The organism is Sporolactobacillus sp. BBK16-2 (genome assembly GCF_059878335.1).
In genome coordinates, this window is the sequence record NZ_CM187611.1 from 1,527,235 (window position 1) to 1,548,179 (window position 20,945).

Here is a 20,945-nt window from a genome sequence, read left to right on the forward strand (position 1 = left end):
AACATGAATGATTATTTGGTCATTGTGGAATCTCCCGCTAAAGCAAAAACAATAAAACGTTATCTTGGTCCTAAATTTGAAGTTAAAGCATCAATGGGGCATGTTCGTGATCTGCCTAAAAGTCAGATGGGTATTGATGTTGAAGATGAATTTAAACCTCGTTATATTACAATTCGAGGAAAAGGTCCCGTTTTGAAAGAATTAAAGAGCGCGGCCAAAAAGGCAAAAAAAGTATATCTCGCAGCTGACCCCGATCGTGAAGGGGAGGCAATTGCCTGGCATTTGGCCCATAGCCTTGATATCGATGATCACTCGGCTTGTCGAGTCGTATTTAATGAAATTACGAAACCAGCGATAAAAGAAGCGTTCAAGACGCCAAGAAAAATCAATATGGATTTAGTCGATGCACAACAAGCAAGACGTGTTCTTGATCGGCTTGTCGGTTACAACATTAGTCCGCTCTTATGGAAAAAAGTTAAAAAGGGATTAAGTGCCGGCAGGGTTCAGTCAGTTGCACTTCGGATGATTATTGAACGTGAAAAAGAAATAAAAGCGTTCACTCCTGAGGAATATTGGACAATCAGCAGTAAATTTCACGTTGATGATGCAAGCTTTGAAGCTGCATTTTATGGAGTTGGCGGAAAAAAGCAAGCGCTTAAGAATGAGGCAGATGTTAAGGCAGTACTTGAAAAACTCAGCAGTGATCGTTTTGACGTAAAAAATGTACAAAAGAAAGAGCGTCTGAGATATCCTGTCGTTCCGTTTATTACGTCCTCACTGCAACAGGAAGCTGCACGAAAACTGAATTTCAGGGCAAGAAAAACAATGATGATTGCGCAGCAGCTTTATGAAGGAATAGCACTGGGTAAGCACGGAAGTACTGGATTAATTACTTATATGAGAACGGACTCAACACGAATTTCGGATGTTGCCCGAGCAGAAGCTAAGGACTTTATTGTTGAAAATTATGGCGAAAATTATTACAATAACCATCCGCAAAAGGCAAAAAAATCAGAAACAACACAAGATGCCCATGAAGGTGTTCGACCGACATCTGTATTGCGGCAACCTAAAGAAATTAAAGACTATTTGAGCCGTGATCAATATAAACTCTATAAACTTATTTGGGAACGATTTGTCGCGAGCCAAATGGCTCCGGCAGTACTCGACACGGTGCGTGCAGATCTGGAGCAGAATTCAGTTGTATTTCGCGCATCTGGTTCAAAAATTAAGTTTCAAGGTTTTATGAAAGTTTATATTGAAGGAAGCGACGATCAAAAGAAGGCAGATGCGGGGTCGAAAGAAAATTATCTGCCCGATCTTGAGAATGGAATGACCGCAATTCAAGATCAAACGGATCCGAAGCAGCACTTTACGCAGCCGCCGCCACGGTACACTGAAGCAACACTTGTGAAATCGATGGAGGAAATCGGCATCGGGCGTCCTTCAACCTATGCGCCGACAATTGATACAATTCAACGACGCAACTATGTCACCATGGATGCGAAACGTTTCATACCAACCGAACTCGGTGAAGTGGTTCTGAAACTGATTGTTGAATTCTTTCCGGAAATAATTAATATTGACTTTACTGCACAAATGGAAACTGATTTGGATGAAGTTGAAGAAGGAAAGAGAAATTGGATCACTTTAATCGATCATTTCTATCAGGATTTTTCGAAGCGACTGTCTAAAGCGGAAAAGGAAATGGAATCTGTATCAATTAAGGATGAACCAGCAGGTATAAAATGTGAAAAATGCGGTCATGAAATGGTGTATAAGATGGGAAGATTCGGCAAATTTCTGGCTTGCTCCAATTTTCCTGAATGCCGCAACACAAAGCCAATCTTAAAAAAGACTGGCGTACCATGTCCAAAATGCGGTAAAGGAGAGGTCGTTGAGCGGCGCAGCAAGAAACGTCGTGTCTTCTATGGCTGTGATCGGTATCCTGAGTGTGACTTTGTATCTTGGGATAAGCCTATTCAACGTCAATGTCCGAAGTGCAATTCTTATCTTGTAGAGAAGAAATCAAAGAACGGCAAAACAGTTGAATGTCCGAAATGCGATTATAAAGAAGTGACACAATAAAACGTTATTGAATGAAAGAAATGAGGAAAAGTAATGGCGAGACAGGCGATAAATGTCATTGGGGCAGGACTTGCTGGTAGCGAGGCAGCCTGGCAAATTGCTAAACGCGGGATAGAAGTAAATTTGTATGAGATGCGCCCAAAAAAACAAACGGCTGCGCATCATACAGACCAATTTGCAGAACTGGTGTGCACCAACTCGCTTCGTTCCAACAGCTTGACTAATGCCGTTGGAATTTTGAAGGAAGAGATGCGTCATCTGGATTCATTAGTCATGAAAGCTGCGGATACTGCATCCGTTCCTGCAGGAGGTGCGCTTGCAGTTGATCGACATGATTTTTCAGAAATTATAACAAAGACGCTTAAAGAAATGCCAAATGTTACTGTTGTGGGAGAAGAGGCCGCGACAATTCCTGAGGGACTCACGATTATTGCAACCGGCCCGCTGACATCCGATAAATTGTCAGCAAGCCTTAAACAGTTAACGGGTGAAGAGTATTTTTATTTCTATGATGCAGCTGCTCCAATCATTTCGGAAGAAACGATTGACCGTGAAAAAGTATATTTGAAGTCTCGATATGACAAAGGCGATGCCGCTTACTTGAATTGTCCGATGGAGAAGGATGAATTTGATGCCTTTTTTCATGCATTGACGACGGCAGAGACTGCTCCACTGAAGGAATTTGAAAAAGAAAAATATTTTAGCGGCTGTATGCCGATTGAAATAATGGCGCGCCAAGGTGCAAAGACACTATTGTTCGGGCCATTAAAACCGGTTGGACTTGAAGATCCGCGCACCGGAAAAAGACCGTATGCTGTGGTGCAGCTTCGCCAAGACAATACAGCGGGTTCGCTTTTCAATATTGTAGGCTTCCAAACCCATTTAAAATGGGGAGAGCAGAAAAGAGTATTCCAAATGATTCCTGGATTGGAACATGCGGAGATCATTCGTTATGGAGTGATGCATCGCAATACCTTTTTGAATTCACCATTGCTGCTTGAGCCTACTTATCAAACAAAAGCGAGACATGATCTGTTTTTTGCTGGGCAGATGACCGGTGTTGAGGGGTATGTTGAGTCTGCTGCATCGGGGTTGATCGCCGGAATAAATGCAGCTAAGCTTTATTTAGGAAAGGAACCGATAATATTCCCAGATGAAACAGTAATCGGTAGTATGGCTCATTATATTACAAGTACAAACGCAAAAAATTTTCAACCGATGAACGCCAATTTTGGTCTTCTACCGCCACTTGCTGAACGAGTTAAAGACAAAAAGCAACGAGCGGAACATTATGCGTCAAGAGCTTTGGAATCAATCCGGAATGTTATTATAAAATTGTAAATATTATTGCTAATTCAAAAGCCTTGTGCTAACATGAATAGGCAGGAATTGTCAGCATTCATGAAACAATGAATGAAAACAATCGTTCTGATGTTTGATTTACAAATAGTTAAGCACATCATTATTGTTTTACCAATAAACATTGAGAAGGCTCAATACGATGCTGGTCAATCGTATTGCGGCTTTATTTTATGAATGTGTATAAAGATTTAATATTCTGACGAAACTGCAAATGACTGACACGACTTTTTAAGTGTCCATGCAATATTAGATAACATTGGTACGAGAAGGTTACATACAATTTTGGGAAAATTGTTTTATGGTGCCCGTTCGAAGCAATCGACTGCTTTTTTATACTATGTCTTGCCGAAATTGTGAACAATAGAATCTCTGATCATTGTACAAGCCATAATCTCAACCAGTTTATTAATAAACCAGAATCTACGTTACCTAGGAGGAATAATGATGACTCTATTAGAAAAAACAAGAAAAATTAATCAACTGCTTCAAGGAACAAAAACACAGGTCGATTTTAATGAAATGGCACAAACACTACGTGACGTCATTCAAACAAATACATTTGTGGTAAGTCGTCGTGGTAAAATACTTGGACTTTCATTGAAACTTGAATTTGAGAATGAACGCATGCAAAAGATGTTTGAAAGCAGGCAGCTTCCAGACACATATACACAAAATCTTTTTATGGTAGCACAAACATCCCCGAACTTGGATGTCAACAGTGAATTTAGTGTGTTCCCTGATGAAAACAAAGATCTGTTTGAAAGTGGATTGACAACGGTTGTGCCGATTGTGGGTGGAGGAGAAAGACTCGGCACCTTGATCCTTTCTCGACTTAACGAAACGTTCACAGATGAAGATCTGATACTTGCAGAATACGGGGCAACGGTTGTCGGTATGGAAATTTTGAGAGAAAAAACAGATGAAGTAGAAGAAGAAGCTCGTGAAAAAGCTATTGTTCAAATGGCAATTGGCTCGTTGTCTTATAGTGAACTTGAAGCTATTGAACATATTTTTGAAGAATTGGACGGCAAAGAAGGATTGCTGGTTGCCAGCAAAATTGCTGATCGCGTCGGTATCACACGTTCGGTTATTGTCAATGCGCTGAGAAAATTGGAAAGTGCAGGAGTTATTGAATCACGTTCTCTCGGAATGAAAGGTACTTACATTAAAGTACTTAACGATAAATTTCTTTATGAGTTAAATCGCATCAAGGGAGAATAAGTTTTCAAGATTTGAAATGAATTATTAGGTAAAACAATGGGACTTATGGTCACTGGACTTTGTGACCATAAGTCCTTTTTTGTGACATTTTTTTCACATGTAGTCGTCATGAATACAATATAGTGCTCATGGCCTGTTTTTTGATTGCAAAAGAATAATAATTACGCTTACATTAAGTGTTTATTAATAAACATGAAATATAATAGTGAAATATATAAGACTATATGACTATTATCGATCCTGAAATAAAGGTTGAATAAAGTCGAATCGTATACATTCACGTAGACAATGGTCAAAAAGTTGATAAAATAGACATAGGTACTCTAACTGATCTAGGCTATATTGAAATAAGGAGGATATTGAACGATGTTTTCAGTCACTCCACTAAACGCAATTGAACGGGCATTGAACGGATCAATGGCGGAGCAGAATGCAATTGCACAAAATATCGCTAATGTTGATACGCCTAATTACAAAGCACAAAAAGTTACTTTTAACGATGTATTGCAGACTAAGCTAAAAGCAAATCGCACCGATGAGTCGCAGATCGATTTCTCATCCTCCGAAGACTCAGGATACAGAACGGTGACTGACAATTATGGATCAGTTCAAAATAATGGTAATAATGTTGATCTTGATCATGAGATGTCTGAATTGGCTCAAAATCAATTGCTTTATCAGACGCTTAGCCAAGCTGCCAGCGACCAATTTAAAAAATTTAATATTGTATTAGGAGGCTCTTGAAAATATGGGAATGTTCAGCGGCCTTGATATTTCTGCCTCAGGTCTTACAGCACAGCGGTTTCGTATGGATGTTGTTTCTGCAAATATTGCTAATCAGGATACAACACGTGGACGCTATGTCGATGGAAAGTGGCAGCCTTATACGAGGAAAGTAGTGAACTTAAAAACGATAGGATCCAATACCTTCAACTCTATGCTGCAATCTTCTCTTGGAAGTTCGGCGGGTGGTGTTGAAGTTTCGTCGGTCAGCGAAGATCCTACTGCTTACCCAGTTAAATATGATCCGGAAAATCCTGATGCTGATCAAAACGGCTATGTACAAGAACCCAATGTTGATCCACTTAAAGAAATGGTCGACTTAATGGATGCTAATCGTTCTTATGAAGCCGGAGTTACAGTGATGAATGCGAATAAAAACATGCTTACGCATGCGTTAGATATAGGAAGGTAGGTTTTAGACAGTGAACATTACACCTATCAGTATCAATTCAACAGCGGATACTGCAGCATCGTCCGGGAAGCAGACAGCTGCTCAAGCCCAGCAAGGATTTGCAGGAGCGCTTGAAAATGCGCTCGGCTCAGTGAACGCGTCGCAGCAGTCTGCCAATCAAATGGTTACCGATTTGGCGAATGGAAGTACCGATGTTGATTTACATAATGTAATGATTGCCATGCAGAAGGCTGATGTCATGCTTAAGACAACCGTACAGGTTCGCGATCGAGTGATCGAAGCATACCAAGAAATCATGAGAATGCAGGTTTGATTGATACTGGTATTCAAGCATCCGGCGCGAAGATGAACGGAGGAAGAAGACATGAAAGAACGATTGTCGGCATGGATTCATCGATTAAGAAATTTTTGGATCGAATTGCCGAGAAAAAACAAGATTTGGATCATTGGCGGCACTTCAGCAATCATATTTGCGATTATTGTACTGTTGCTTTTGACTAATATAAAACATTACACACCATTGTACAGCGATCTTTCAGAGAGCGAAGCAGGTCAAATTACGGATACTCTTGATAGTAAGAAGATTCCTTACAAGCTTTCGGACGGTGGAACGACGATCAGTGTTCCGAAGGATCAGGTCGATCAGCTCAAGGTTGATCTCGCTTCAGAAGGTCTTCCTAAAACGGGACAGATCGACTACTCGTTCTTTAGTCAGAATGCGGGCTTTGGAATGACAGATAAGCAATTTGACGTTGTTCAGCGCGCTGCGATGCAAACGGAATTAGCTAATTTAATTTCGAATACAAAAGGTGTTAAATCCGCAAAGGTAATGATTACGCTGCCGCAGAATGATGTTTGGGTAAGTGACCAGAACAATGAGAGCAAGGCATCAGCATCAATAGTATTGAACCTTGCAACAGGGAGTCAGCTAAGTTCGGATCAGGTAAATGGGTTGTACCATCTGGTTTCGAAGAGTGTTCCTAACCTGCCTACTGATAATATCGTCATAATGGATCAATATTTTAACTATTATGATCTAAAAAATAATACATCCAGCGGATCGGTTACATCCACCTACGATCAACAGCAGTCAATCATTCGCGATGTTGAAAGCAATGTACAGCGACGAGTGACACAGATGTTGACGATGATGATGGGCGAAGGCAAAGTGATGGTAAATGTTACTGCCAACGTTGATTTTACCCAGTCGAAGGAAAAACAGGATCTTGTTGAGCCTGTAAACCAACAGACAATGGAAGGCCTTCAGACCAGTACGGAACACATTACGGAGACCTATACCGGTCAAGGCGCTGAAGGGCAAGCAGGAACAGGTACGAATGATGTGCCGACGTATCAAAATGGTGAGAGCGGGAATGGAAGCTATCAGAAAGTCGAAGATCGAGTAAATAATGTATTTAATAAAATACATCGTGACGTGGTCAATAGTCCTTATAAGGTTACGGATCTCGGTATTCAGGTTATGATCGAGCCTCCGACAGCCGGCAACAATAATTCTTTGTCAGCTCAGAGGATTAATGATGTCCGCTCCATCCTTAATTCGATTATAAAAACGTCTGTCTCAGATTCGCAGGGTCAGGAACTATCTAATAATCAAATCACTCAAAAGACATCGGTCACTGTTGGCCGGTTTAATGGAAAAGCTGCAACACAAACACAAAACAGTGGATTAAATTGGTTCTATGTCATCGGAGGAATTGTTCTAGCGTTAGTTGTCGGTCTTATCCTTTGGCTCGTATTGCGCCGGAGAAGAATGACTGAGGATGTAGCTGTTGATCAGACTGTTGTACAGGATATACCTCAACAGGAAGATTATGAAGCTATGTTGAACAAGGAAAATCCGGAAAAGAAGAAGTACAACGAGCTTGAAAAGATGGCAAGACAGAAACCAGATCAATTTGTCAAACTGCTTAGAAGCTGGATGGCTGAGGACAAATAAAGGAGAGTTGGCCGTTATGCCTGAACGAAAAACAAAATTAACCGGAAAACAAAAAGCGGCTATTCTGATGATTGCGCTGGGAACGGATGTCTCTGCCACTATTTTTAAGCAGTTCACGGAACAAGAAATTGAAGATATGACATTAGAAATTTCTAATGCACGAAAAATAGATGCAGACACCAAAGCACAAGTGATCGACGAATTTTTCCAGACCGCTCTTGCACAAGAATACATATCTCAAGGCGGCATCGGTTACGCAAAACAAATTTTAGAGAAGGCACTTGGTTCTGATGAGGCAAACAAGGTCATTCAAAGACTGACCTCGACACTGCAAGTCAAACCCTTTGACTTTATGCGTAAAAGTGATCCGCAGCAAATATTAAATTTTATCCAAAACGAACATCCGCAAACTATTGCGCTTGTTCTTTCTTATTTAGATCCTGACCAGGCAGGCGCAGTTTTATCTGCCTTATCTGTTGAACAGCAAGCAAATGTTGCTCGGAGAATTGCGCAAATGGATCGTACATCGCCGGAGACGATTACACAAGTTGAGCGGATTCTCGAGAAGAAGATCTCTAACTCGTCAGTAAATGAAGATTATACTCAGACAGGAGGAATTTCCTCGATTGTCAGTGTTTTAAACGGAGTTGATCGGACAACTGAACGCAATATATTGGAAAAATTGGAGACTCATGATCCGGATCTGGCAGAAGAAATTAAAAAGCGTATGTTCGTCTTTGAAGATATTGTTGTGTTAGATGATCGTGCCATTCAGCGTGTCATTCGCGAAAGTGAGAATGAGGATTTGATTCTTGCGATGCGAACAGCCAGCGACGAAGTTAAAGATTTGCTGTTTAAAAATATGTCTGAACGAATGGCTGCCAGCTTCAAAGAAGAAATGGAATATATGGGCCCAGTTAGACTGCATGATGTTGAAGAAGCGCAAACCAAAATTGTCAACACAATTCGTAAGCTTGAAGATGCTGGAGAGATTGTGATCGCTCGTGGCAAGGGGGATGACGTGATTGTCTAATTTGATCAAACAGGCTCGCTCTGAGGGAAAAGCAAAAGTCGTTCATATTTCTGCTGTCATCGATCCTCACTTAGATTCATTAAATGCCGAAATGGATCAAGACGCAATTGAAAAAACACTGAGTGAAAAGATTGATGAGACAAAGCGAGAAGCCAATCGTTTGATTAAAGAGGCAGAATCAAAGGCAGATAAAATTAGACAGCAGATTGCTCAGGATGAAGAATCAGCAAAGCGCAGCCAAGCAGAAGCGTATGAGCAGAAACTGAAAGAAGGCTACGCAGTCGGGTTCAGCAATGGAACAAAAGCGGCAAAAGAACAATTCGCTTCACTTGTGGATCAGGGCAACCAATTTGTTGATCAAGCAAAAAATTTTTTTAATGAATCCATAAAAGAAGCTCAACCTGAAATTTTGAAATTGTCAATTGCTGTTGCTGAAAAAATAATCGGTACTTCAGTGGCTCTTGATGAAGACAAATGGTTTGCTCTAGTTGCTAAAGCGGTTCGAGAAGTCCGAGAGCAAGAAACAATAAAAATAACCGTTTCCCCGAAACATTTTGATCATCTCAATCAAAATAGATGGGAATTCGATAAGATCGTGCAAGATGCAAAAGTGTACGTCTATGCTGACAGCGACTTTTCAGATGATGCATGCACGATTGAAACCTCTTTCGGAAAAATTGATGCCAGTGTTGATAGTCAGCTTCAGGTTATTAAAGAAAAACTTGCTGAATTGATGGAGGAGAAAGGCTGATGAATGTAGACCATCTGATTGACGAGCTCGCAACCATTGACAGCTATCGGCGATATGGGAAAATCAATCGGGTTGTTGGGCTGCTGATTGAATCCAAAGGGCCCTCAGCATCAGTTGGTGATGTTTGTTTAATACATATCCAGTCAGGTCGAAGAAAAATAATGGCAGAGGTTGTTGGATTCAAAGATGAAAACATTTTATTGATGCCGTATACATCGGTCGCTCAGATCGCACCTGGCTGTTTGGTAGAAGCAACGGACAAACCTCTTGAAGTAAAAGTGAATGAAGAACTCCTCGGACAGGTTTGCGACAGCTTGGGACGACCGGTCTCTGGCATGACATTCTCAAAACCGGTTGATAGTGTACCGACGAATCAAGAACCGCCTGACCCAATGACGCGGCCACGTATTACGACACCGATCGAATTGGGTATTCGATCAATCAATGGTTTGCTTACGGTTGGGAAAGGGCAGCGCGTTGGCATTTTCGCCGGGAGCGGTGTTGGGAAAAGCACGTTGATGGGGATGATTGCCAGAAACACATCAGCTGACTTGAATGTTATTGCTTTGATTGGTGAACGGGGAAGAGAGGTGCGAGAATTTCTTGAAAAGGATCTTGGACCGGAGGGTATGAAGCATTCCATTGTCATTGTTGCGACCAGTGATCAACCTGCATTAATGAGAATCAAAGGTGCCTTTGTCGCAACGGCAATTGCCGAATATTTTCGTGCAAAAGGGAAAGACGTTCTGCTCATGATGGATTCCCTGACTCGTGTTGCCATGAGCCAGCGTGAAATCGGTCTTGCAATCGGTGAACCGCCTACGACAAAAGGATATCCGCCATCGGTGTTTGCTTTGCTTCCAAAATTATTAGAACGGGCAGGTACCAATGCAAATGGAACAATTACTGCATTCTATACGGTCTTAGTTGATGGGGACGATCTTGATGAACCTATCTCTGATACAGCACGCGGTATTTTGGACGGGCATATTGTACTCGATCGTGCGCTCGCACAAAAGGGGCAATATCCGGCTGTCAATCTATTAAAAAGTGTCAGCCGTGTCATGAACGAGATCTGTTCACAAGAACATTTGCAGGCAGCACAAAAATTTCGAACGCTGCTTTCTCAGTATACTGAATCAGAAGACCTTATTAATATTGGAGCATATAAGCAGGGCAGTTCTTCAGCGATTGATGAAGCCATTCACTTTCATCAGAAGGTGCTGGACTATTTACGTCAATCAGAGAAGGTTCGTGTGACGCTCAAAGATTCAGTCAACCAATTGTTTCATGATTTCGGGCAGGAGATGAGCACCAATGGCATTTGAGTATCGCTTTGAACGTGTGATGAAGCTGGCAGAGAGTGAAAAGCAAAATCTTGAAGCTCAATATAAACGACTGTTTGACGATTTCGAACGTCTAGCTCGAAAATTAATTGAGTTAATGGACCTTAAGGAAAAAGCACAAACGGATCTTCAGAAGCAAATGAGTCAGGCGATTACAATCGATCAGATGAAGATAGGAATAACGGATGTTAACACGATGGATTCCCTTATTGATGTTACAAATAAACGATACATAAGAGCAAAAGTCAGATTAGAAGACTTTCAAACAAGATTACAGGAGAAAGCAATGGAAGTAAAAAAATATGAAAAGATGAAGGAAAAGCAGCAAATGATTTATCGGCGGTTGATGCAAAAGGCAGAAATGAAACAGATGGATGAAATTGCAAGTCAACGTACGGTAAGTCGGTGAGGAGGTACTGAAGAATGGAAGAAACGAAACATACGAGTTTTGGACTGAAATTAATAAAAGTAGTTTCAGCAATTCTAGTTCCTATCATTTTTTTATTGCTGCTTGCGGCCTTATTCTTAAAATTATCCGGCCTTAATCCAGTCGATGAAGCCAAAAATTTGATTTTTCGTAATAACAACAATGCCGTTCAGCAAACGACATCTGCGGACGCTTCACAAACTGCACAGTTAAAAACGGATAATACTGCTCAGCGATCAACCATTAAGAAATTGCAAAGTGACAAAAATAAATTGACGGATCAAATTGCAGAGCTGAAAAATCAATTAAAACAGGCGCAAAGCGAGGCAAATGCAACAAATAAACAAACAAAAAGTCAGGCGTCCTTAGCGCGTCAGGCAGTGTATGCTCAGACGTACAAGTCCATGGATCCGGCAAAAGCAGCGGCTATTTTTAATAAGCTGTCGGTCAAACAAGCCGCTGAATATATTAATCTCCTTGATGACAAAACGAAGGCTGCGATACTTGAAAATATGGACGTAACAAAAGCCGCTGCACTGACACCGTTATTAAAAGCAAACACAACCAGTACAGATTCTTCATCGTCGGCAGCAGCGACTACAAGTACGACACCATAAAAATTAGAACTCTTTGAAAGGAGGTGAAACTATGAATGCGAATGTGATCGATATCAAAGATGAAAAATCAGAGGCATTGTCTACCGTAAAAAGAAAGAAAAAAAATTCTAAAAACGCGGAGCATTCCTTTCTTTCAATCATGCATCTTTTTCAGCAAGCCGGGATTGCTGAAATCAGTGGTAAGGCGGCTCAATCTGATTCTTCACGTGCGCAGCTTGAAAAAGATAAATCTCAATCATCTGAAACAGCTTCAGCAGCAAAAAATACGCAAAAAGATAACTTATTATTGAAATCTGTACCTGCTAAGAAAAAAAGTTTGGAGCAGAAAACAGCTGTGCATGGGTTAGCTAAGGAAAATGTGACTAAAAAATTTGGCTCCATTCACAAGAATGATGACCTTCAAGGAGTACATGTAACGAGTTCGACTCATCCGTCGGATCCGACTCATCATTTAAGCATAAAGAGCAATGGATTATTAATACCCGAGTCTGCAGATCTAAAACAACAGCAGGTAAAGACAAACTCTATCGGTGATGCTCAGTTAAGCAAAAGTGATCAGAACCATGCAAATGCTGAACAACAAATTGTGAATCATTCCTTTGTTACAGATAAACAGCAACACAGCATGCAAGGCAACCATCAACAGAATGTTGAAACAGCTGCTTTAATTGCAACAAAACAGCATTCACAGCAACAAAACAGTCAGTTAAAAGATCATGTGAAAGATGGAAAGATTTTGAACGGTAGTCAACACGGGTCATTGAACAGTCAAAAAAAAGAATCTTCCAATGAAAATAATCAAATCTCATTGAAAAAAGTCAATGCAAATGATGAACAAGGACAAGCGGATCATTCAAGAAATCAAAGCCGATTAGAACACCATCGCGCTGCTTCAGGACAAATGAGCAAGTTAGAGCTGTGGACTGCTTTCCAGTCAGGAAAAAGTGTGGAAAACGAAAAATCTGTTCATGATCAAGTCGCGGATCATCTCAGTGAATGGCTCGGAAAATCATCGTTCAAGCTCGAAAAAAATGGCATGCAGTCCTATACAGTCACTTTGTATCCTGAACATCTTGGTAAACTGGTTATTTCTGTCAGTCGTGGTGAGCAGGGCCTGACAGCGCAATTAACTGCTGAAACGCAGAAAACGAAAGAACTGCTTGAGAGCGGTCTGGGACAGCTGAAGCATGATTGTGCCGGTCGAGGAATCAATTTGGCACAAATTGATGTAAATCGGCAGCTCTATCAAACTTCCGCTGAGAATGCCTCAAACCAAGGGCAGCAACATGACTCATCCCAGCAACATGATGATTCTCAAGGGGAAAATCAGGAACAGCATAAACAAAGAAATCATACAGACATGGAAGCGGATCAGAATGATCATTTATTTCTTGATTACATGATGGGAGGAGGGATTTGAAATGAGTACTGGTACGACAGTAAACGGGACAACAGCAACAACGAGTACCCAATCGTCAACATCGAGTGTCAATAGTGCTCTTGATAAAAATTCTTTTTTAAAGCTTTTGATTGCGCAGTTAACCAATCAAGATCCGACGTCACCTATGGATACGTCGCAATTTGTGTCACAGATGGCGGAATTCACGACACTTGAACAGACACAGAATATGAGTGATGCGATTGACAAGCTGGTAGCAACGCAATCGAATCAATCATTATCTGAACAAGCATCGATGATTGGCAAACAAATTAGCTGGAACGAAACAACTACGGACAGCGACGGAAATCCGGTGACTGATTCATTAAGTGGAATTGTACAAGCCGTGACCTTAAAAGACGGCTCAGTTTCCTACCTGACAAGCGATGGGGATCAAGTTGATCCGGATTCGATATCGGAAATCAGCAATGTAGGAGAAGGCGTTTAAGGTGACTAAAGTAAATACTTTTACCTACAGTCCGCTTCCGCTTTCAACGTCTGTTCATACACAATCAAAAACGGATACAAAACAAAATCAAACGTTCTCGAAAAGCCTTGAAACCGAATGTGAACGATTGCCCGTAAAATTGTCAAAGCATGCGCGTGAACGGATGGATTTACGTAATATTCATATTTCAACGACTGAATGGCAGCTCATCCATTCTAAAATGCAGGAAGCAAGAAAAATGGGCATCAATGATTCACTTGTTCTGACAAAAGATGCGGCATTAGTTGTCAATACATCAAATCAGACTGTTATTACAGCAATGGGACTTGATGAAGCAAACACTCGAATTTTTTCGAACATTAACGGAACGATTGTCATTAACCAATAAGACAGCTGGACCTTTTTAAGGAGAGCTGAGACTGCCGACTGACTGAAGCAGTCAAAAAAAGGGAGGAATTCATTATGTTATTAAGATCATTAGGAACAGGTGTGACGGGACTTAAGAATTTTCAAACGTATCTTGACGTTGTAGGCAACAATATTGCAAACGTCAGTACGACAGGATTCAAAAAAGGACGCATTAATTTTGAAGATGTGTTCAGTTCGAATCTGCAAGGGGCAACTCAAAATAAAAACGCCATCCAGGTCGGACTTGGTTCAGAGTCCAGCTCAATTGATAATATCCTGACCGGAGGGACCGTAAATTCAACGGGGAATCCATATGACCTTGCTATCAATGGGGAAGGCTATTTTCAAGTAACAGACGGCAATAATACTTACTATACAAGAGCAGGCGATTTTAAACTCAATTCTGAGGGTAATGGACTTGTCAATTCGCAAGGCATGACGCTTTCTATTACTGGCGCTGTTGACTCATTTGCAGACGTGTCTTCTTTTACCGTAAATGACTCCGGGCATATTACCGGTGTTCGAACAGATAACGGTGCCGCTGCAAACTTGGGAAATATAAATCTATATGTATTTTCGAATCCAGCCGGTTTGGAAAAAGCAGGTAATTCATTGTATCAACAAACAACAGGATCTGGTAATGCAACGCTAGTGACTGCTGATAATGGACTTGGATCATCCACAAAAATCCAGCAAAATGCTCTTGAAGGCTCTAATGTTGATTTGACGGATGAAATGACGGCTCTCATTGAAGCGCAGCGTGCGTACCAGGCTAATGCGCGCACCATAACGACTGCCGATCAAATTCTTCAAGAATTAGTGCAATTGAAACGATAAATAAATGAAGGAGATGATGCGCTGGGCTTTTTTGTGCCCGGCACATTTTGTTACGAGAATGATTCAGTTAACTCATTTTAACAACCAATCGTTTATGCTTAATCCTTTTTTAATTGAGCAAGTGGAATCACTTCCGGATACGACCATTACTTTGACCAATGGGAAGAAGCTTATTGTTAGAGAATCTCCGGAAGAAGTCAGCAGGATTATGATTCAGTTTCTTAAGCAAATTTCACTAGTGTCGGGCTTGTCTGCGGAAGAAGGTGTGCTTAAATGTTCAAAAGCCGAGGAATGAACATACTTTTTATCTTTATGGTTCTCGTGATCATCGGAACGGTTGCAGCCTTTTTCATTATGTCGAATATGAGTCATAATGGTGAGACGGAGAAAGATCCGGATATAGATGAAATTGTGAAAAATCTAACCGTTGCAACCGGTGAAATCACGACGAACATAAAAGGCGATCACTTTATTAAACTCGATTTTAACATTCAAGTTTCAAGTAAAGATACGAAAGAAGAACTTGAAAAAAGGTCTTTTCAAGTAAAAAATGCAGTCATTTATACGGTATCCGGAATGACTCCGGATGATTTGCAGGATCAGAAAGGTATAGCAAATCTAGAAGATTTGGTAAAGAAGAGAATTAATGGTTTCCTAAAGAACGGTACCGTGACACATGTATACACAACAGAAAAGATTGTGCAATAATCCTAGGCAAAGGCGGAGGTGGTGAAAAAATGGCCGATATACTTTCACAATCTGAGATAGACGCATTGCTTTCCGCACTCTCAACAGGAGAAATGAATGCAGAAGAATTAAAGGATGAAGAAAAAAAATCAAAAGTTCGCGTTTACGATTTTAAACGTGCGCTTCGCTTTTCGAAGGACCAGATTCGGAGTTTGACACGTATTCATGAAAATTATGCACGGCTGCTCACTTCCTTTTTTTCCGCACAATTGAGAACCTATGTTCAAATATCCGTTGCATCGGTTGATCAATTGCCGTATGAGGAATTTATTCGTTCAATACCGTCAGCGACAGTCTTGAATATTATCGAAGCACCACCGCTAGAAGGACACTTAATTATTGAGGTGAACCCGAACATTGCCTATGCGATGCTTGACCGGCTGCTTGGCGGCAGTGGTGAGAGCATGAACAAGATTGAGAATTTGACTGAGATTGAAACGGATTTAATGAAAGGATTGTTTGAAGGCAGTCTTCCTGCTCTAAAAGAAGCCTGGACTTCTGTCGAACATGATATTAATCCCTTTCTTGTTGAACTTGAGACGAATCCGCAATTTCTTCAGCTCGTATCACCAAACGAAACAGTTATTGTCATTTCGCTGTCAGCAATGATTGGGAAATCAAGCGGTATGATTAATCTCTGTTTGCCTCATGTGGTGTTAGAGCCGATCATTCCAAAATTATCGATGCACTACTGGATGAGCGAGAAGAAAAACGATGCGACAACTGAAGAGTACCATGCACTGAAAAAAAGTGTTGAACATTCGTATGTTAATGTGACTGCTAATCTTGGTCAATCGCAAATAACGGTAAATGAGCTATTGAACTTGAATATCGGGGACGTCATCAAATTGGATCAGCATTTGGAACAGCCGATGATTGTTGAGGTCGGCGGCCTCCCGAAGTTTACCGCCCAAGCAGGTAAACGCGAGAAGCGAATTGCTGTCCAAATAATAAAAAAATTAACAGAGGAGGATGACGTCGATGAGTGACGGACAACTTTCACAAGAAGAAATTGATGCCCTTCTTGGAAAACAAGCGGAATCAAATTCAGGATCATCCGTAGATGGTCAGCCAGAACAACAAAATGGAAAAATAGAAGATGATATGTCCGATTTAGATGAAGATGTACTTGGTGAGATTGGAAACATCTCATTTGGCAGCGCAGCAACGGCATTATCCACTATTTTAAATAAGAAAGTCGAAATTACGACACCAGAAGTACATTTAGTTAATCGAAATAACCTTTCGGAGGAGTTTCCGGTCCCTCATGTTTCTGTTCTTGTTAATTATACGGAAGGTTTTCAAGGTTCATGCATGCTTGTCATTAAAACACATGACGCAAGCGTTATTGCTAATTTAATGATGGGTGGAGATGGAACCAATATCACTGATCAAATCAGTGATATGGAAATGAGTGCGGTGCAGGAAGCAATGAATCAGATGATGGGCTCATCATCGACTGCAATGTCGACTGTTTTTAATCGTCGGATCGATATATCGCCACCAAAGCTGACTCTTATGGATGTGAAAGCAAAGCAGGGGATTGACTATCTTCCAAAAGATGAGACTATGTTTGAAATTTCATTTCAGTTGAAAATCGGCGATCTAGTTGACTCACACATTATGCAGTTGATTCCGATAAACTTTGGTAAACAGCTTGTGAATTTGTTAGTTGCAGAGACCGGTGGGCAGAATACATCGGAGTCATCGGAAACAGCAGTGCAGGAACAAAAAACAAGCGGAACGCAGAACACTTTGCATGGTACGGCACATGATGAAGCGGCCGCAACAATGACCCCGGAAGCTGCGGCTTACCAAAATGTTAATGAGCATGCAGTACCTAAAGAAGATGTTCGGCCTGTACAGTTTTCTGATTTTGAAGAGCAAGCTCCTTCCCAGGATCAAGTAATGCCGAGAAACATGAATTTGCTTATGGACATACCACTTGATGTCAGTGTTGAACTCGGACACACAAAAAAAACGATTAAAGAGGTATTGGAGCTTGGCCCGGGATCAATCATTGAACTGGATAAACTCGCGGGTGAAGCTATTGATATTCTGGTTAATCAAAAATATATCGCAAAAGGCGAAGTTGTTGTTGTTGATGAGAACTTCGGCATTCGTATTACGGAGATTCTTGATCAAAGTGATCGCTTGAAAAATCTATGAATCTCTATTTACAAGAGTTGATTGGTTTTTCTCCTGATAGTTTCGCTTTTATGCACTGTCAGATATACTATATTTCATATGAATGTAACTGGAGGGATTGACGTGGCAGGACGCATACTTGTTGTTGATGATGCTGCTTTTATGAGAATGATGTTGAAAGATATCTTGACAAAGAATGGTTATGAGGTTTGCGGTGAAGGCGCAAACGGTAACGAAGCGGTAGCAAAATATGAGGAATATAAACCTGATTTAGTAACACTTGACATAACGATGCCTGAAATGGACGGAATTAATGCATTGAAGAAAATTAAGAGTGTTGATCCCAATTGCAAAGTGATTATGTGCTCCGCCATGGGACAACAGTCCATGGTCATTGATGCAATTCAGGCCGGGGCAAAGGATTTTATTGTGAAACCATTTCAACCGGATCGTGTTATCGAGGCAATAAAGAAAGCGATTGGATGAGTATCTGTGAAGAAGTCTCATTGGTATAAAATAATTATTACGCTCTTTATTCTATTATTTTTCTGCATCGGTCATAGTTCCATTTCTTATGCGGATTCCGGGAATGGTACCGTTAAGGATTGGATTGAAAACGGACAGAAAGAACAAAAAACATCGACGAAAAGCGGCAGCACACAAAAAACAAAATCAGTGAATGATACCGGTACGAATTTATTCGTTACTTTTATTAAATTGTTTTTCGCTTTATTGATTGTGTTAGCACTGATTTATTTGCTGTATCATTTCGTCGCGAAGCGTTCAGGAAGATTTGCTCAAGTTACAGCTCTGAAAAACATGGGCGGCGTCTCACTAGGCACAAACCGCTCCCTGCAATTGATTCGTGTCGGAGATGAGGTCCTTGTAGTCGGTGTTGGCGAAACCGTTCAACTGCTCAAAGAAATTAATGACCCACAAGTCATTGAAACACTGACACAGAAAAAGGACGCTCCTGATCCTCTTGAAGAAAATGTGATGAAAGCCTTAAAATGGACGACGGATCACACGCTTCGCCGTCCAGTAGAGAGGTCAGAAAAAAAAGGAGAATCGACTGCCAGCGACGAGGATCTTCATCAGCAGCTGGTTTCGATAAATGAAGAACGTTCAAAGAAATTAAGCGCTCTGATTCGGGAGGTCGTGAAAAAATGAACAGCATACCCGGTATATCCGCCGATTTTTTCACGAATCAGCCTCAGGATGTTGCAACAACCTTACAGTTGCTGCTTGTCTTGACCGTGCTCTCGCTTGCTCCGGCTATTTTAGTACTGATGACATGTTTTACACGGATCATCATTGTCCTTTCATTCGTCAGGACGTCGCTTTCAACTCAGCAGATGCCGCCGAATCAGGTTTTAGTTGGTCTTGCATTGTTTCTTACATTTTTTGTTATGGCTCCTGTTTATGGACAAATCAATACGGACGCTGTACAGCCCTATATGAAGAAAGAAATCACGCAGCAACAGGCATTGACAAGAGCTCAAATTCCTATAAAGGAATTCATGGCAAAAGAAACGCGAGAAAAGGATTTGCAGCTGTTCCTTGATTATGGGAAGTACAAGCAGCCGAAAAAGGTAAGCGCCATTCCGCTTACTGCATTGGTTCCTGCTTTTACAATCAGTGAATTGAAAACGGCTTTCCAAATGGGGTTCATGATTTTTATTCCTTTTCTGGTCATTGATATGGTAGTGGCAAGTATTTTGATGGCAATGGGCATGATGATGCTCCCGCCGGTCATGATTTCGCTGCCCTTTAAAATTCTGCTCTTTATCATGGTGGACGGCTGGTATCTGATCGTCGAATCATTGCTTAAGAGTTTCTAAGAAAGGTGAGGCACGATGAGTTCTGAAATGATCCTTTCTATTGCCGATCAGAGCGTCATGGCGATTTTAATGATCGGTGGTCCGATTCTCATTCTTTCACTCGTGGTTGGCTTGATTGTCAGCATTTTTCAAGCGGCAACTCAAATTCAAGAGCAGACACTGGCATTTATTCCTAAAATTGTCTCAGTTCTGTTCGGCCTAATCTTGTTCGGGCCATGGATGCTTTCGAAAATGCTCGCATTCGCTCAAAATATTTTTGCAAATCTACCGAACTTCATTCGATAGAAAAGGAATTGAGAAATCTTGTCATTAGTTAATGCGATCCCACTATTTTTATTAATCTTAGCGCGAATGACAAGTTTTATTGTCACGATGCCTATTTTTTCATATCGGACGATTCCTGCGCCGGTGAAAATCGGACTTGCAGCGGTACTTGCACTGCTCGTCGATGTGACCCTGCTTAATGGCCAGTCTGTTCCGCTTGATGGGCGTTTCATTTTGCTTTTGTTGAAAGAAGTGTTAGTCGGATTAACGATGGGATTTGTTGCCGGGATCATTACCTATGCAGTACAGCTCGCCGGTGCATTTATTGATATGCAGATTGGATTTGCGATTGCAAATGTCATCAGCCCGGAGAGCGGTGTACCTACACCTCTGACCGGTCAGTTCCTTTATGTTTTGCAGCTGCTTTTCTTTCTTGGCGTTAATGCACATCATATGCTGATTAACGGTGTTCTTTACAGCTTTCAATTGATTCCGGTGAATGAGCTTGGTGTTGCGTTTGGCAGCGGCTCAACCGCTGAATTCGTTTCACGTGTTACAGCACAAATGTTTCTGATCTCAGCACAGCTCGCAATACCTATTGTCGGATGCCTTTTTCTTGTGGATGTAGCCGTTGGACTGGTTGCACGGACTGTACCGCAAATTAATGTTTTCGTTGTCGGACTGCCGCTTAAATTGCTGGTTGGATTTGCAGTGATGCTGGTTGTTTTTCCGGCACTGATCGGGCTGTTTCAAATTATTTTTGAATCGATGACATCAATATTTAGTGATTTTATGCGCCTTTTAGGGAGTTAGAAGG

General features: G+C 41.1%; 25 protein-coding genes. All 25 read left to right on the forward strand.

The features are described from left to right. Nucleotides 1–3 precede the first annotated feature (3 nt). The gene (gene topA, locus AC6F33_RS07690) at nt 4–2,088 is read left to right on the forward strand and encodes a type I DNA topoisomerase (RefSeq protein ID WP_500778078.1); all 2,085 of its coding nucleotides are present in this window, start codon (nt 4–6) and stop codon (nt 2,086–2,088) included. A gap of 33 nt (nt 2,089–2,121) precedes the next feature. Further along, a complete protein-coding gene (gene trmFO / locus AC6F33_RS07695; RefSeq protein ID WP_500778079.1) occupies nt 2,122–3,429 on the forward strand; it encodes an FADH(2)-oxidizing methylenetetrahydrofolate--tRNA-(uracil(54)-C(5))-methyltransferase TrmFO in 1,308 nt (435 codons plus the stop codon). Between the two features lie 465 nt (nt 3,430–3,894). Continuing rightward, nucleotides 3,895–4,671 (forward strand): GTP-sensing pleiotropic transcriptional regulator CodY, encoded by a 777-nt coding sequence (gene codY / locus AC6F33_RS07700; RefSeq protein ID WP_255746242.1) that lies wholly within the window; start codon nt 3,895–3,897, stop codon nt 4,669–4,671. A gap of 366 nt (nt 4,672–5,037) precedes the next feature. Continuing rightward, entirely contained in the window at nt 5,038–5,415 is a 378-nt protein-coding gene (gene flgB, locus AC6F33_RS07705; protein ID WP_255746244.1) for a flagellar basal body rod protein FlgB, read from the forward strand. Nucleotides 5,416–5,419: 4 nt separating this feature from the next. Further along, nucleotides 5,420–5,866 (forward strand): flagellar basal body rod protein FlgC, encoded by a 447-nt coding sequence (gene flgC / locus AC6F33_RS07710; protein WP_255746246.1) that lies wholly within the window; start codon nt 5,420–5,422, stop codon nt 5,864–5,866. A gap of 10 nt (nt 5,867–5,876) precedes the next feature. Continuing rightward, nucleotides 5,877–6,179: a flagellar hook-basal body complex protein FliE gene (fliE, locus tag AC6F33_RS07715; RefSeq protein WP_255746248.1), complete on the forward strand. Its 303-nt coding sequence runs from the start codon at nt 5,877–5,879 to the stop codon at nt 6,177–6,179. Between the two features lie 51 nt (nt 6,180–6,230). Further along, a complete protein-coding gene (gene fliF / locus AC6F33_RS07720; RefSeq protein WP_500778080.1) occupies nt 6,231–7,823 on the forward strand; it encodes a flagellar basal-body MS-ring/collar protein FliF in 1,593 nt (530 codons plus the stop codon). 16 nt (nt 7,824–7,839) lie between these two features. Next, nucleotides 7,840–8,856 carry a flagellar motor switch protein FliG gene (gene fliG, locus AC6F33_RS07725; protein WP_255746252.1) on the forward strand — a complete coding sequence of 339 codons (1,017 nt, stop codon included), beginning with the start codon at nt 7,840–7,842 and terminating at the stop codon, nt 8,854–8,856. Beyond that, complete coding sequence (fliH, locus tag AC6F33_RS07730) at nt 8,849–9,607, forward strand: flagellar assembly protein FliH (protein ID WP_255746254.1); 759 nt, start codon at nt 8,849–8,851, stop codon at nt 9,605–9,607. The genes fliG and fliH overlap by 8 nt, the downstream gene beginning before the upstream one ends. Continuing rightward, nucleotides 9,607–10,935, forward strand: a complete 1,329-nt coding sequence (gene fliI, locus AC6F33_RS07735) for a flagellar protein export ATPase FliI (protein WP_255746256.1) — start codon at nt 9,607–9,609, stop codon at nt 10,933–10,935. Before fliH ends, fliI begins: the two co-directional genes overlap by 1 nt. After that, nucleotides 10,925–11,362, forward strand: coding sequence for a flagellar export protein FliJ (gene fliJ / locus AC6F33_RS07740; RefSeq protein WP_480947452.1), 438 nt, complete (start codon nt 10,925–10,927; stop codon nt 11,360–11,362). The genes fliI and fliJ overlap by 11 nt, the downstream gene beginning before the upstream one ends. A gap of 14 nt (nt 11,363–11,376) precedes the next feature. Continuing rightward, the gene (locus tag AC6F33_RS07745; protein WP_255746258.1) at nt 11,377–11,997 is read left to right on the forward strand and encodes a MotE family protein; all 621 of its coding nucleotides are present in this window, start codon (nt 11,377–11,379) and stop codon (nt 11,995–11,997) included. A gap of 31 nt (nt 11,998–12,028) precedes the next feature. Further along, a complete protein-coding gene (locus AC6F33_RS07750) occupies nt 12,029–13,417 on the forward strand; it encodes a flagellar hook-length control protein FliK (protein WP_500778081.1) in 1,389 nt (462 codons plus the stop codon). A 1-nt stretch (nt 13,418) separates the two neighbouring features. Then, entirely contained in the window at nt 13,419–13,883 is a 465-nt protein-coding gene (locus AC6F33_RS07755; RefSeq protein ID WP_480947450.1) for a flagellar hook capping FlgD N-terminal domain-containing protein, read from the forward strand. A gap of 1 nt (nt 13,884) precedes the next feature. Then, a complete protein-coding gene (locus tag AC6F33_RS07760; RefSeq protein ID WP_255746261.1) occupies nt 13,885–14,271 on the forward strand; it encodes a TIGR02530 family flagellar biosynthesis protein in 387 nt (128 codons plus the stop codon). Between the two features lie 74 nt (nt 14,272–14,345). Continuing rightward, on the forward strand, nt 14,346–15,128 hold the full coding sequence (locus AC6F33_RS07765) for a flagellar hook-basal body complex protein (protein WP_255746263.1): 783 nt from the start codon (nt 14,346–14,348) through the stop codon (nt 15,126–15,128). A 4-nt stretch (nt 15,129–15,132) separates the two neighbouring features. Next, the gene (locus tag AC6F33_RS07770) at nt 15,133–15,423 is read left to right on the forward strand and encodes a flagellar FlbD family protein (protein WP_500778082.1); all 291 of its coding nucleotides are present in this window, start codon (nt 15,133–15,135) and stop codon (nt 15,421–15,423) included. Continuing rightward, the gene (gene fliL, locus AC6F33_RS07775; RefSeq protein WP_255746265.1) at nt 15,402–15,836 is read left to right on the forward strand and encodes a flagellar basal body-associated protein FliL; all 435 of its coding nucleotides are present in this window, start codon (nt 15,402–15,404) and stop codon (nt 15,834–15,836) included. The genes AC6F33_RS07770 and fliL overlap by 22 nt, the downstream gene beginning before the upstream one ends. A gap of 29 nt (nt 15,837–15,865) precedes the next feature. Continuing rightward, nucleotides 15,866–16,864: a flagellar motor switch protein FliM gene (fliM, locus tag AC6F33_RS07780; RefSeq protein WP_255746266.1), complete on the forward strand. Its 999-nt coding sequence runs from the start codon at nt 15,866–15,868 to the stop codon at nt 16,862–16,864. Further along, on the forward strand, nt 16,857–18,044 hold the full coding sequence (fliY, locus tag AC6F33_RS07785; protein WP_255746268.1) for a flagellar motor switch phosphatase FliY: 1,188 nt from the start codon (nt 16,857–16,859) through the stop codon (nt 18,042–18,044). Before fliM ends, fliY begins: the two co-directional genes overlap by 8 nt. A gap of 102 nt (nt 18,045–18,146) precedes the next feature. Further along, complete coding sequence (locus AC6F33_RS07790; RefSeq protein WP_255746271.1) at nt 18,147–18,509, forward strand: response regulator; 363 nt, start codon at nt 18,147–18,149, stop codon at nt 18,507–18,509. 6 nt (nt 18,510–18,515) lie between these two features. Beyond that, complete coding sequence (locus tag AC6F33_RS07795) at nt 18,516–19,193, forward strand: flagellar biosynthetic protein FliO (protein ID WP_500778083.1); 678 nt, start codon at nt 18,516–18,518, stop codon at nt 19,191–19,193. Next, on the forward strand, nt 19,190–19,864 hold the full coding sequence (fliP, locus tag AC6F33_RS07800) for a flagellar type III secretion system pore protein FliP (protein ID WP_255746275.1): 675 nt from the start codon (nt 19,190–19,192) through the stop codon (nt 19,862–19,864). Before AC6F33_RS07795 ends, fliP begins: the two co-directional genes overlap by 4 nt. Nucleotides 19,865–19,879: 15 nt before the next feature. Then, nucleotides 19,880–20,149, forward strand: coding sequence for a flagellar biosynthesis protein FliQ (fliQ, locus tag AC6F33_RS07805; RefSeq protein ID WP_255746277.1), 270 nt, complete (start codon nt 19,880–19,882; stop codon nt 20,147–20,149). Between the two features lie 18 nt (nt 20,150–20,167). Further along, on the forward strand, nt 20,168–20,941 hold the full coding sequence (fliR, locus tag AC6F33_RS07810) for a flagellar biosynthetic protein FliR (protein WP_255746280.1): 774 nt from the start codon (nt 20,168–20,170) through the stop codon (nt 20,939–20,941). The last annotated feature ends 4 nt before the right edge of the window (nt 20,942–20,945 follow it).